The following is a 14,745-nucleotide window of genomic DNA, read 5'->3' on the forward strand; positions in this document are numbered from 1 at the left end:
AAAAAAGACCCGATACCTAAGTATCGAGTCTTTTTGTTCAAAACTAGTTAATGAAACGAGCTGTACCCAAGAAACGCTTCAGCATCGTTGCAGATTGTGCACGAGTAGCTTTGCTTGCGGAACCGATTGTATCATCAGTCAAACCATTGATAATACCTGCGTTTACTGCAGCAGCGATTTCTTTTTGAGCCCATACAATTTTGTTGGAATCTTTGAATTTGCTCAATACGGATTGTGGATCTGGTACATTAGTACTGATGTCAGCATAGTTCATCGCACGAATCACGATAGCAGCCAACTCTTCACGAGTGATTTGAGCATCAGGACGGAATGTATTATCTTCGTAGCCATTGATAATGCCTGCATAAGTAGCTGTAGCTACTGCGCTAGCATACCAAGCATCCGATTTCACATCTTTAAATGTGCTAGCAGGTGCAGCAGAAGTCAAACCAAGGGAACGAACAGCCAATGCTGCAAATTCAGCACGAGTGATGTTGCGTTCTGGTTCGAAAGTTGTATCTGTGGAACCTTCTACAACCAGCTTGTTAGCAAGAAGCTCAACATCAGCTTTGGACCAATGGGAAGCAACGTCAGCGAAGCTTTTGTTGGATTCAACAACAGTATAGATACTGTTACCATTACGTTTGATGTTAGCTACGTTTTTACCATCAACAGTTGTGAAAGTAGCTGGAACAAAGCTTACTTTCTTCGTTGTTTCGTTGTACAAAACACCTGTTGTTTTGGAAGCATCAACAGCTTTGGAAACATTAACGGAGCGGGAAACATAAGTTTTACCGAAATCAACCGTTGTTGTTTTGCTGTCTTTGTCAATACCAACTACATTAAAGTCAACAGCATCAGCCAGTTGAGTTCCGCCTACTGCAGTTGCTGCTGCTTTAACAGCATCAGATGTAGTAGCGTCAGCTTTTGCAATGGTAACTTTAATTTTCAAATCTTTAACTTCAATACCCAATGCTTTAGCCAGGTCTTCTAGCTTGAAAACGGAAACAGGCAAAACATAAGTACCGAAATCGTTAGTAACTGTAATTGTTTTAGATCCATTTCCTACCAGAGCAGAAGCAGGGATCAAAGCAACAGTTCCGGAAAGCTTCAAAGTAATGTCACCAGCAGTCAAAGCAGTAGACAAAGTATTGGAATCAACGAATCCATCATTCGAAACGGAGATTACACCGTTACTAATACTGGAGCCACCACCGCCACCGCCACCGCTGCTACCGCCGCTGCTACCACTACCGATAAAAGTAGTGTTATTTACGGTTTGGTAAGCTGATTCAACTACAGATGTATTACCCTGATAAACTGCAGAGTTAACACTTAGTTGAGTGTAAGAGTTGGATATGCTTTGTGAGAAAGTGTAAAGGTAGTTGTTGTTGTAAACACTGTATGTCGCTTTAGTAGTAGTTAGTAATACATTGTTACCATTAATTCTAACATAAACAGCTTTACTTACACCATCAGCATAAACATCTGAGTATACGGTTCCAGAAACAGTCCCATTATTATATGTAACACTACTGAATCCTACTGTTGCTGCAAATGCCAATACTGGGACCATAATTGCAATAATGAGTATTAAAGAAAGCATTGCAGATATTTTTTTAACGAAAGTACGATTTAACACAGTATTCCTCCTATTTGTTCCTCTGTTTGTAAGGTCTTGCAAATTCAAATTCGCCATTCTCGATTCACCTCCCTTCCAGCGAAGAATGTATTATAACAAGGCTGGTGCCTTTGTTAAATCAGAATAAAAATACTTAGTGTATTATTGAAAATACAATCTACATCTTACCATCTAATAGCTAGCTATGGTAGTATTTTGTTAAAAAACATGGCTTCCAAATAATAGGACGTAATTCGTGTTAGAAAGTTGCGTTGACCAGCTTATTTATCTCATCACGTTCTTTGGGATCCTTGGCAATGAGCTTGTCATATAGGGGTTGATCCGTTTTATTTTGCTTTTGTAAGGAGGCCAAATACCATCTCGTCATTTGTAAATTGTTCTGATCATCAAACTGATCCGTTAATCCGAACTTGAGGAAGCCTTCAGCCGCTGAATAGTTGGCGTTAATATAATAGATCTGGCCTAATGTTAAAGCGATATTCTTGGTTAATCCAAATGCGCGACCTTGTGCTTGTTCCTTAGGGAGAGATTCTAGTTGTTTGGTCTTGGTTTGAATCTTGTTATATGTTTCAATCGCCTGCTTCCAGTATTGATCTTTTAAAGTGCTATTTTTATCAACTCGAGCTTTGTTTCCCAAATCAAAGTTAAGAGATATTGCTTTTTCATACAATGAAATATCCCATGGGAAATTACCGGTTTCAGTATCGACAAGCTTTAAAGCCTGGGGCAATTGCTCTTTAATCGTTAATGTGTAAATTTCCTTTTCAATTAAGTATCGATTGAACGGTTCTTTGCTGCGAGCAGATTGAATTAAATTGACAGCATCATTGTAATATCTCTCGTCTTTAGTTTGATTGTAGGCTTGTAAGAGTATATCAACTTTGTAGGATGCATAATCAGGATGATTGGGATGCTGATTTAGAGCATTGTTTAAAGGAACAAACACTTCATTGATATTTTTATTTTCTTGAGCCATGGACACAGCATTTCTAAAATTTGTGTTAGCGTTTAGTAACTGTGCAGAATTAAAGAACATAATCAAGGAGATGAGTAGTAGAATTGAAGGATAAATCCAACGATATTTCTCGATTACACTCCATTTTGTACTTAATTGCCCGATATCAACCTTTGAAACCATTGCTCCTAAGGATAAGAATACTAGAACTCCTAAATATACATAGCTTAAATCAAAGTCAATCATGCTGTGAATAAGTAACGAAATTGTGACAATATAAAAGACAAAGCGGGATTCATCTGTTTCGAATTTGTTTCTGATAAATTTTGTGATAAAGAAATATAATGTCGCTCCAATAACTAACAACAATATAATAAAACCAAGAGCCCCTACTTCAACTAAATACTGAAGGAAGAAATTATGAGCTTGACGGCTAACATATGGATTATTTTGATATTTTTCATATAGTGCGGACCAAGCACCACCACCTGCACCGAGAATAGGATAATCTTTGTATAACTTAATTGCATCGGTATAAAAAGTTCCTCTTTCCAGTACACTATGCTGCTGGAAATTAATATTTTCTAAACGGGTTTTGATATTCTCAGGCAGAAGTCTGGTAAATCCGGTATCTTGAAAGATAAGGACTACACCGGTCGTACCTATAATTAAAGCTGTCAGAGGTATAATAAGACTAGAGAAGCGTTTATTTTCGAATTTTGCCAATCTCTTCTCAATGATACCTGATGCATAATGCTGTATACAAAAGGAGATTCCAGCGCTAATTAAAGCAGCAACGATTAAAATTGACCACCCTTGTATAGAAAGTGAAGATGTATATTGCTTACTAAGCTCAATTCCTATTGTTGTTACTTTGCTTAAAATTAGAAAGGAAACGATAAATGATACGAATAGATGAATAATAAACAAAATTTGTTTATAAGGCTTTAAAAAGGGAAGAATCAATAATAACACAACCGGCAGAATAACGAGCCCACCTCTGGAAAGCGTAAGGAAAAAGGAAACAATGATGGTTACAGTCATAAAGCTATGAAGAAGTGTAAATACCCATTTTTTTGAAGTCACTGTCAGATATAAAGTGCACAGTAGAAGTGCAATAAGAAAAGCAGCATAGGAGTTCGCATACTGAAACACTGATGTAAGACGAAGTCCATTGGAATCTGTCATAATCGCATCCCTATAAAAATCAAGACCCGACGTGTCGCCAGCGAACCACTTGACAACATTATATATGCCTTCTTTGTTACCAAACCAGTTAAACAATCCGAAAATTACAACAAAGTAACCTGAGGCGAATAAAGCACCTCGTAAGATAGTTAAACCAAGGTCACTTCTACTAATGTAAATCCCAAGTAAGAAGAAAATGGTATAGATCATTTGAATGTACATGATGTTAACAGCGAAGTAAGATGATGCGGCGGAAACTAATGAGATAATAAAACTTAAGGGTATTAACCATATAGCTAAGGTTAGTAGATCTGAGGAATGCTTGAATTTCCAGTTATAAAACAAGTAGATAGATACTAAAAAAAGAATAATGGAACCCCATATGAATGAACTGTATAAGGGTCTTTCGAAATCAAAGGTGTTTCCGTTGAATAGGGCTTTCTGGAAGGGGGCCCAGAATAGAAAGAGAGTGGTGAAGACCATAAGTATCCAAAATAATATGGACGTATTTGGGCTCGATTCAAGATGCTTAGGCAAATTGTTTGCATTTCTATAAGACATTACCATTCTCCTTCTATAAACGAAATTCTTTATATTTTACCATAAATATAGCATGGATATGAATGTTATTAAAATCCATGCTAGTTGAGAAAATTTTGTAGCTAGTAATAAAAGCGTATATTTGGTAAGATTAATGCTGAATTGGAACGAAAAATTACCAAATTCCGACACTTTTCTCTTAATCTTAAAAAGTAACTCAAATAAAATCTAAGATAGGTTGGTTGCGCAATGTTTTTAAATCCATACTTCATATTGAAAAATCTTTGGAGGCATAGAGAATTAATAAAAAGCTTTTCCAAACGAGAGGTCATATCCAAATATAAAGGATCGATTCTTGGGATTATGTGGTCGTTTATTACTCCTTTACTTATGCTTGCTGTATACACTTTTGTTTTTAGTGAGGTTTTTAATGCAAAGTGGGGTACTGCAAGTGATAGTAAAATTGAATTTGCCATTATTATATTTTGTGGATTAATAACTTTTAGTATATTTGGGGATGTAATCAGTCGCTCTCCTTACCTAATACTTGGTAATGCCAATTACGTAAAGAAAGTTGTATTTCCTTTGGAGATTCTGCCGGTGGTGGCACTGGGCTCAGCATTAATCACTAGTTTAATAAGTATGTGTATACTAATTGCATGTATTGGTATTTTTATGCATGCTGTTCATTGGACTTTAATATTTATTCCTCTGGTGTTATGTCCACTTATGTTATTGTCTCTCGGTTTTGGTTGGCTGTTATCCTCATTAGGGGTATATTTGCGAGATATTGCCCAGATCATAACGATAGCGGTCCAAGCACTCATGTTACTCAGTCCAATATTTTACCCCGTGACCGCAATACCTAAAGATTTGCTATTCATATATTATTTTAATCCGGTTGGTTATGTAGTCGAAGATATGAGAAGGGTTATGATTTGGGGTCAGTTACCTGATTGGAACGTTTGGGGCATAGAGATGCTTATTGGACTTGTCGTTTTCTATTTAGGGTATATATGGTTTAATAAGACGAAATCAGGTTTCTCGGATGTCATCTAGCTTTTTTGAATGGAGGTCCTTTTATGGGAGAGGTTTCAATTAGTATTACCAATGTTGGCAAAACCTATAGAATATATAATAATCCACAAGATCGTTTAATGCAGTCTATTTTCAGAGGAAATCGGCAATATTATAGAGAGTTTAGAGCTTTAAAAAATATAACGTTTGAGGTAAGAAAAGGCGAAACAGTCGGTATTATTGGAAGGAATGGTTCAGGTAAAAGTACTTTACTGCAGATAATCGCTGGTACGCTTCAAGCTACAGAAGGCGATATTAATGTAAATGGACGGGTTGCTGCTCTTCTCGAATTGGGTAGTGGTTTTAATCCTGATTTTACTGGGAGAGAGAATGTTTTCTTGAACGGAGCCATACTTGGCATTAGCAGAACCGAGATGGAAAAAAGATTTGACGATATTACGTCCTTTGCAGATATTGGTGATTATATCGATCAACCAGTTAAAACATATTCAAGCGGGATGTATGTCAGACTGGCCTTTGCTGTTGCTATAAGTGTAGATCCTGATATATTGATAGTCGATGAAGCATTGGCTGTGGGTGATGGTCGATTTCAATTAAAATGCTTCGAAAGAATAAATTCCTTGAAGGAATCGGGTACTACCATTCTATTGGTTACACATGATTTGCAATCCATAAGACAGTTCTGTGATCAATGCTTATTATTTGATAAAGGGACACTTCTAGATCAAGGAACACCAAATGATATTGTTAACAAATACACCAAGATATTATTCTCAAGCGCTGATTCAGAATTAGCTGAGAATACGGAGCAAATAGAGGAAGTTAATAGCTTTCAAGGCGCAAATGCTAACGATGAGGACCAACGTAAAACAGATGGTAAAGAATACAGGTATGGTAATGGGGAAGGAATTATCGATAACGTCGATATAACGGATGCAGAAGGAAAATCTATAGAAATGATGACTACCTGTGATGAAGTCACTATATCAATGGATATAACAGCAGGGAAAGAAATTACTAAACCAATTTATGCGGTAACAATCAAATCAGTTAAAGGTTTAGAGGTTTATGGGACAAACAGTTATTTTCAGAATTATCCTTTTGAAACTCTTCAACCCAATCAATCTATTCATGTAGAATTTAAGCATAAAATGGCACTAGCTCCTGGGATTTATTTTATTTCCTTTGGTTTTGTAGAGTTATTAAAAGAAGAAATTGTTCCTCTTGACAGACGCTATGATGCCATAGAAATAAAGGTTTTGCCACGGGGTAGTGATCGCAGCTTTGGTATAGCTAATCTTGATTCCAGAATTACGATCAGCCACCTCGAGAAACAGCAGAAATAAAGGAACAAGGTGAAATAATGAATATTAGAGAGCTTATTAATGATAGCAGCCAAGTCGAAGTTTTATCGGACAATTTTGCGGTAGAACATAATTATACTGGTAAATATGCCGACTTAAGCAGTGAAAAAGAAGCCGAAATGGTCTCTATGATGAGTGATAGACCCTGGAGAGAGGTTATTGCAGATAGTTTTCAAGATCATTCACCTTGGCTCTATAAGATTATTACGGACACTGGCCGTTCCTTATTTCTGGATGTGCTCGATATTCCTAAAAATGGCTTGCATTTAGATGTTGGTTCGGGCTGGGGACAGGTGTGCATTCCTTTGGGGCGTTATGGTAAATCAGTTGCACTTGATTTAACCTATAATAGGCTCAACATACTTAAAAGTATTGCCAACCAAGAATCAGTTTCATTACAGTATGTACAAGGGAATTTCTTGAGCTTTCCATTTAATGAGAATATATTTGATACTATTATCTTTAATGGCTCATTAGAATGGATAGGTGTAGGTCGAGAAGAAGGTACTTCGATTAGAGATGTTCAAATTGAAGCCCTTAAAAAAGCGAACAGGCTTTTGAAACCAGATGGATTGGTCTATATCGGAATTGAGAACAGTTTGGGCCTAAAATATATTCTTGGGGCCGAAGATGATCATACAGGGCTTATCCATCATACTTTTTTGGGAGAAAAGCAGGCAGAAGCAAACTTTCAGACTAACACTACAGGTAAACAACTTCCTTCTAAGACATGGAGTTTAGAGGAATATAAAGATATGATTGCTGAATCTGGTCTTGAACTAGAAAGAGTATATGGATGTTTTCCTGACTATAAACTTATTAGACATATGGTGGATTTAAGACTAATCAATGAAGAATTAAAAAAGGGGTTACTTTCGTTGGAACATATAGGAACTAATGGACAATCATATGGAAAAAACCATGAGTTAAATGAAATTTATAAATTACTAGCTAAAAATAAAGTAGCAGAAAAATTTTGTCCATCATATGGATTTATTATACGTAAGAGGGGCTAATTATGGAATTATATAAAGCAATTATGTATGCTGGCTTATGTAAAGAATCGGAATTAGATTCTATTGTAGTAAATCTACAAATAAGTGACGGCGTTAGGAATGAGCATGCAGAAAGTAGACGCTATTTTATCTACAAAAATAATAGTCCTTTGTGTTCAGTTAAAAGGTTGCCTAAAGAGAGTATATTTGATGTCGATTTAATAATAGAAACACAACAAAAATTTAATAAATACAATAATTTTTCATCACCTCAGATTTTCGGAGTTTATAAAAATAATGAAAATATTTTTATCGTTGAAGAATTTCTTTTAAATGTTAGTACAGTTCATGAGTTGATAATTAATAATGAAGTGACAACAGATAATGCAATAACCTTAATCGAGAAAGTGTTCAATGAAATAATACAAAACTCAGAAGAAGTTTATGATGAAAATTTATTAGCTACTGAACTGAAACAATTAGATGCTTTTACAAAAACAGCAGAGAATTTTAATGTACCACAAATGTTGATATTAAGGCTAAAAGAACAAATCAATAAAGATTTAGATATCTTGATTCAAAGACCATTACTTACATCCAGAGATATCAATGCAAATAATATACTTGTTAATCGAGAGAATAAAGTGTTTTTAGTTGATTTTGATTTGAGTCAAAAAACACATTTTTGGTGGATAGATATCTTTCGTAATGACTTTTGGGATGATAGGTTATCACTAGATAATTATAAAAAGAAACTATCGCTAAAAGGGCTGGACAGCAATTTTTTAAATCTATTATCTTTTTTGAATGAAATATGGATCATTCAAAAAGTATTTACCGAAAATCATTATTTGAAAAATTATGATTCCTATAGGAAGAAAATTCTTGATTATTTTAAACTTTGGATAGCAAATACAGCTGATTCTGAGAAGTATCTGGAGCTTGTTCATGCTACTGATTTAATACAATTACCGGAACAAATAGAGCATAACTACCCTTATTATTCGCAGCTTTTTTGGTCTGACGATAATCTTTTTTTGGAGGAAAACTCTAGAAAAGTCGGGCTAGTTGAACAAAATGATTTCTCGCTATTCCAATTTCAAATTCCTGAAATGAGTACTTTTTTCAGGCTGGATCCCAGTAATAAACCGTGTTCAATAATTATAAAATCCCTTAGTTTAACCGTAGATGATCATATCATTTATGAAATAAACCATGAAACTAATTTTGAAGAGTTGATCACAACTAATGGATTATATCAATTAGAAGATACGGATAATGGTTTTTACAATATTGTCGCTTTAAATGACGATCCTCAAATAATTGTAAATTTTCCTGATGAAATAAAGAAAGTGACAAGCAAAGGCAAGATAAACATATTGGTAGAAATGAAATATATTAATGATATATCTTCAGTAATAATAGCAACATTGGAACAGAAAGCAGCCGAATCTTTATTACTAAAGAGAGATTTAAATGATACTAAAAGTGAATTATTACAATTGAATCAAAATTATGCTGAAATAAATAACGTATATATTGGGGCACTTGAGAATTTAAAAACCTTAGTGGATTCAATAAAAATGTATGAAGATTCCCATCAAATAAATCTTAACGAAAAAACTATTTTGAAGGGTGATTTGGAAGAATCGAAAAATCAACTAGAAGAGTCTAATAATGAACTGAAAATAACGAAGATTAAACTAGAAGAGTCTAATAATGAACTGAAAATAACGAAGATTAAACTAGAAGAAGACCATAAAGAATTGACACAATTTAAAAATGAAAATGAGGTGCTTAAAAACACACTATCATGGAAAGTAACCTTACCATTGCGTAAATTTGGGGGAATAATCCATAAGTTTAAAGATATCCTTCATATCATTATTCGCAAACGGTTCTCATTTAAATTGATACCAGTAAATGATCTGCTTGAAAACTCTGAACCTTATAGTTGGAAGAGTATAGGTAGTGACCCTTACTTCATATTAGAAGGTCGAATCCCTACTGGATGGGTGAAAATCACTTGGACCTCCAGCAGTAATGTAAATCTTCCTTTAAAAATTTACTGGGATGAGGGACAGGGTCTCTCGGAAACCAATAGCCACATCTTTGGGCATTTAAAAAATGGCAAGAATAAAATTCAGGAAGCGGTTATGTTTATAAGTCCTTTAACACAAAGTCTACGTCTTGATACGGGTGACAGAGAAGCTGATTTCTCCTTTGAATCAATAAGCATGTTTAAGATAACACGGGTCAATGTTTTTATGAAATCAGTAATGAATTTTATTAAACAACGAGGCTTTTCTATATTAACCCTCAGATCTTTAATTAAAAAGACTTGGGCTATATTTAAAAATCAAGGGCTGAAGGGTGTTTGGATTAAGATTAAATATAGTTTGGTTGGTAATGATTTTGATAATAATTCGATAGATTATCAGACTTGGCTTCTTGCTCTAGCTTTAACAGAAGACAAACGCCTTGATATTCTTAAAGAAATAGATACCTTCCATTATAAGCCTCTCATATCTGTGATTGTTCCTGTGTACAATGTTGATGAAGAATGGTTAGTTAAATGTATTGATTCTGTACGCAATCAATTATATTCTAACTGGGAGTTATGTATTGCAGATGACGCATCTCCAAAGCAACACATTCGTAGCGTACTTGAAAAGTATGAGAAAATAGATGAAAGAATTAAAGTTGTTTATAGAGAGAAGAACGGTCACATTTCTGAAGCGTCAAATTCAGCCTTAGACATTGCAAATGGTGAATTTATAGCTTTATTAGATCATGATGATGAGCTGGCAGTTAACGCTTTATTTGAAAATGTAAAACTCCTTAATTCTTATCATGACGCGGATATGATTTATAGTGATGAAGATAAAATAAGTATGGAGGGGGAAAGACATTCTCCATATTTCAAGCCGGATTGGTCCCCAGATACATTCTTATCGCATATGTATGTATGTCACTTGGGTGTTTATAGAACAAGTTTGGTGAGGCAGATTGGAGGATTTAGAAAAGGATATGAGGGAAGTCAAGATTATGACCTTGCCCTTAGAATTACTGAAATAACTGATAGAGTTTTTCATATATCAAAAATCTTATATCATTGGAGGACTATTCCTCAATCTACTGCATCTAGTGGTGCTGCGAAAGATTATACGAAAGATGCAGGGTTTAAATCTCTGCAGGATGCTATTGTTAGAAGAGGAATAGATGGATGGGTTGAACGTTCTGAAATTCCCAACGTATATACTGTTCATCATAGACCAACGAATAACCCCAAAATTTCTATTCTCATTCCTACAAGAAATATGGGTGAAATACTAGATCAATGTTTGATTTCAATATTTGAGAAAACGACTTATCAAAATTTCGAAGTTATTGTAATTGATAACGGAAGCGATGAAAGACAAACTTTGGAAATTTTTGAAAAATGGGAAATTAAGGAATCTCGCAAATTTCGAGTCCATCTTTTAGATATCCCTTTCAATTATTCTATGATTAATAATGAGGGTGCAAAAATAGCAGATGGTGAGCTATTGTTGTTATTGAATAATGATATAGAAGTAATTACTCCAACATGGCTTGAAGAGATGGCAGGGCAGGCAATTCGATCTTCTATTGGTGCTGTTGGAGCAACTTTATTGTATCCTGATAATACCATCCAACATGGAGGAGTAATTTTAGGAATAGGTGGAGTAGCAGATCATAGTCATAAGCACTCAGATATTAATAGTCCAGGTTATTTTTCTAAGCTCAAAACAGTGAACAATTATTCAGCTGTTACGGCAGCATGTTTAATGGTTAGGAAAGAAGTGTTTTTTGAGGTAGGCGGATTAGAAGAAGAATTAGAAGTAGCTTTTAACGATATTGACTTCTGCCTTCGTATAAGAAATAAAGGATACAATATAGTTTGTTTACCTCATGTCCAATTGTACCATCATGAATCGAAATCTCGCGGACTAGAGGATACTCCAACTAAGCGGGAGAGATTTTATAAGGAGATTGCATTTATGCAGGATAGATGGGGAGATTCACTTTTTAATGATCCATATTATAATGTTAACCTATCGTTAGAACATAGAGATTTTAGATTGAAGATTTGATATTAGGAGGATATATGAAAATAAGAAAAGCAATTATCCCAGCGGCGGGACTTGGGACAAGATTTCTGCCAGCTACTAAAGCTATGCCTAAAGAAATGCTACCGATTGTCGATAAACCTACAATCCAATATATTGTAGAAGAAGCAATTGAGTCGGGCATTGAAGATATAATTATTGTAACGGGAAAGGGTAAAAGAGCGATAGAAGATCACTTTGATAATTCATTTGAGCTTGAACATAATTTAATGCTGAATGGAAAATATAAGTTATTAAGCGAAGTGCAAAAATCCTCCAATATGGTTGATATTCATTATATAAGACAAAAAGAGCCAAAAGGACTGGGGCATGCTGTTTGGTGTGCAAGAAAGTTTATTGGTAATGAGCCATTTGCAGTACTGCTTGGAGACGATATCGTTCAGGCCGAGACACCTTGTCTTAGGCAAATGATTGAAAAATTTGAGGAACGTAAAGCTTCAATTATAGGCATCAAAGAAGTTCCTTATGAAGAAGTGTCGAGGTACGGAATAATAAATGGAGAAATAATTAATGATTTTCTTTATTTGGTTTCTAATTTAATTGAAAAACCACGAAAAGAAGTTACTCCTTCTAATTTAGCTATCATGGGCAGGTATATTCTAACTCCAGAGATTTTCCCCATTTTAGAAGCCCAAGAAACTAGCGTAGGTGGAGAAATTCAGTTAACTGATGCAATATCGGTGCTAACAAAAATTCAAAGTGTATTTGCTTATAAATTTAATGGTACAAGATATGATGTAGGAGATAAATTTGGATTTTTAACAACCAATATTGAATTTGCATTACAAAACAAGGAATTAAAAGATGAATTATTGAATTATTTGGAAAATTTATTGAAAAAGAAGGATAGGAAGCTATAAATCTACGACTCAAAAAAGGGGTATTTATTTAGTATGAATCTGATGAATCTGAATTTTAACAGTGTTCGGTATAAATTAATTGCTTTTTTATTGTTCTTATCTGGATTTGTTTATTATATATTTAATTTATTTACAAATAAAATCAATAATATTAATTTGACATATTTTACTTTAAAAACTGATGAATATTTTATTATAACATTTTTCATAGCAATTCTAATTTTATTGTGTTATTCACTACTTAGATTTAATACTATTTATTTGGTAACCTTTATTGGAGGAGTAATATATATATTTGGATTACCATATTTTTCACCAATAGATGAGGGTGCTCATTTTGCTGTGGTTCAATTCATAGCTGAGAACTATAAAATGCCTCTAGTTTATGATCTTATTTCAAATCAAATTTTAGCCATGGCAGAGCATGTTTATCCTTTAAAATCAATGACTGATCCTTCAAAAATCGGTTTTGGTGGGGTTCACTATGAGGCTTTTCAACCACCATTATATTATTTTACTTCAGCTATTGTATACAAATTGCTAATTGGTAATATAGTGTTTAAATTTTATGGGTTAAGATGTTTAGGATTACTGTATTTGTTAATATCGATCTATTTTGTGAATAAAATTTATAACGAAATTGTAAAATTGAAACTAATAGAAAAGTGTGACTTTTTGTTTTTTTCTATTGTTTTGCTTTTTTCTTTGTCTCCAGGAATCTTACTAAGAATGACAACAGTTAGTAATCTGCACTTATTACTTCCTATTGCAAGTTTACTTTTGTTTATTATTGTTAAATATACATATATAAAAAAATTAAATTTAAAATCCCATATATTGGTTTTGGGTTTATTTTCTGGAATACTAGTACTTACCCATTCCACAACAGTTTTTTTTATACCGTTAATAATTATATTTCTAATTTTGAAAAAGGAATATAAGAATATTGTTTTTTACTTGCTCTTTTTATTTTTAATCACTTTGCCATGGTTTATTTTCAATTATCTTCATTATGGTCAATTAACAGCGGGAATAATTGTGCAGAACATGCAGCAACCAGCTGTGAATCCTAATTATGATAAATACGGCATTTATTATATAATCCAAAACTTCCCTAGATTATTATCGACATTTATAAATCCTCAGGAAGCTATACTCTCTAGATTAAATATTTGGATTACAGATTTTATAAGCGGTTTGATCATAGTAGTATTGTTATCTGTTATTTATTACCTAATTATTAATTTCAAAAATATATATCAAGAAAAGAATATAATCAAAGTTTTTACTAGTATTGGTTTTTTCTCTAATATTGCACTTATATGTTACATTACTATTTCTCAGTCTTGGGACATACTTATAGGTAGATATGTTTATATGAGTGTTAGTTTGTTGATTTTAATATTTTTATTTTTCTTAGATAACTTAACTAGAGAACAAAAACATATATTTTCACTCGTTTTTTTAGTAGCTACGGCATTTCTATTTAATGAATATGCAGCAAAATTATCGTCTGAGATTAAGACGGATAAATTCTCCAAGGGCTTTCATACTATTGATTTAAATTTAAAGCCATTGAACAATAATCATATTGGACCGCTAACGAGGAATAATGAGTTCACACAAAGCTTTTTATCGCTTGAAAATAAATTAACCGGTATAAATTTGTATGTATCAACTTTTACGAAACAAATAAAGACACCGTATAAATTAATATTAAAAGATGGAGGTTGTAATGAAACAATAAGAGAATCAATACTAGATAATTCATTTATTAAAGATAATGATTTTGTGAAAATAAATTTTGATCCTATACCTGACTCTTTAAATAAAAATTATTGTTTCACTGTACTACCTTTAGTAGATGAAGTAGCAACCCCATTAACTTTACAGTTAAGTGCCCCATCGATATATCCTCAGGGTGAAGCAATTATTAATAAACAAAGAAAAGAAGAAGATATAGTTTTTCAACTTATTTATAAGAATTAATAACTTGTGTGATGCAAAAACAT

The 14,745-nt window shown here is 33.5% G+C and carries 8 protein-coding genes; 6 read left to right on the plus strand and 2 right to left on the minus strand.

Going from position 1 to position 14,745, the window contains the following annotated elements; translation table 11 throughout:
- Nucleotides 1–43: 43 nt before the first annotated feature.
- Both LRL21_RS05210 and LRL21_RS05215 read right to left on the minus strand, forming a co-directional pair.
- A complete protein-coding gene (locus LRL21_RS05210) occupies nucleotides 44–1,699 on the minus strand; it encodes an S-layer homology domain-containing protein (protein WP_240414707.1) in 1,656 nt (551 codons plus the stop codon).
- 181 nt (nucleotides 1,700–1,880) lie between these two features.
- Nucleotides 1,881–3,995: an O-antigen ligase family protein gene (locus LRL21_RS05215; RefSeq protein WP_240414708.1), complete on the minus strand. Its 2,115-nt coding sequence runs from the start codon at nucleotides 3,993–3,995 to the stop codon at nucleotides 1,881–1,883.
- Nucleotides 3,996–4,574: 579 nt separating this feature from the next.
- On the opposite strand from LRL21_RS05215, the gene LRL21_RS05220 reads away from it, so the two are divergent.
- Genes LRL21_RS05220 through LRL21_RS05245 form a run of 6 tightly spaced genes read left to right on the plus strand, consistent with a single transcriptional unit; the run spans nucleotide 4,575 to nucleotide 14,722 of the window.
- Nucleotides 4,575–5,384, plus strand: a complete 810-nt coding sequence (locus tag LRL21_RS05220; RefSeq protein ID WP_240414709.1) for an ABC transporter permease — start codon at nucleotides 4,575–4,577, stop codon at nucleotides 5,382–5,384.
- A gap of 23 nt (nucleotides 5,385–5,407) precedes the next feature.
- A complete protein-coding gene (locus LRL21_RS05225) occupies nucleotides 5,408–6,709 on the plus strand; it encodes an ABC transporter ATP-binding protein (RefSeq protein WP_240414710.1) in 1,302 nt (433 codons plus the stop codon).
- A gap of 17 nt (nucleotides 6,710–6,726) precedes the next feature.
- Entirely contained in the window at nucleotides 6,727–7,743 is a 1,017-nt protein-coding gene (locus LRL21_RS05230; protein ID WP_240414711.1) for a class I SAM-dependent methyltransferase, read from the plus strand.
- 2 nt (nucleotides 7,744–7,745) lie between these two features.
- On the plus strand, nucleotides 7,746–11,837 hold the full coding sequence (locus LRL21_RS05235; RefSeq protein ID WP_240414712.1) for a glycosyltransferase family 2 protein: 4,092 nt from the start codon (nucleotides 7,746–7,748) through the stop codon (nucleotides 11,835–11,837).
- 14 nt (nucleotides 11,838–11,851) lie between these two features.
- Nucleotides 11,852–12,733: a UTP--glucose-1-phosphate uridylyltransferase GalU gene (gene galU, locus LRL21_RS05240; RefSeq protein ID WP_240414713.1), complete on the plus strand. Its 882-nt coding sequence runs from the start codon at nucleotides 11,852–11,854 to the stop codon at nucleotides 12,731–12,733.
- A 33-nt stretch (nucleotides 12,734–12,766) separates the two neighbouring features.
- Nucleotides 12,767–14,722, plus strand: a complete 1,956-nt coding sequence (locus LRL21_RS05245; RefSeq protein WP_240414714.1) for a hypothetical protein — start codon at nucleotides 12,767–12,769, stop codon at nucleotides 14,720–14,722.
- Nucleotides 14,723–14,745: the final 23 nt, after the last annotated feature.

It is taken from the genome of Paenibacillus periandrae (genome assembly GCF_022458865.1).
Taxonomy (GTDB): domain Bacteria; phylum Bacillota; class Bacilli; order Paenibacillales; family NBRC-103111; genus Paenibacillus_S; species Paenibacillus_S periandrae.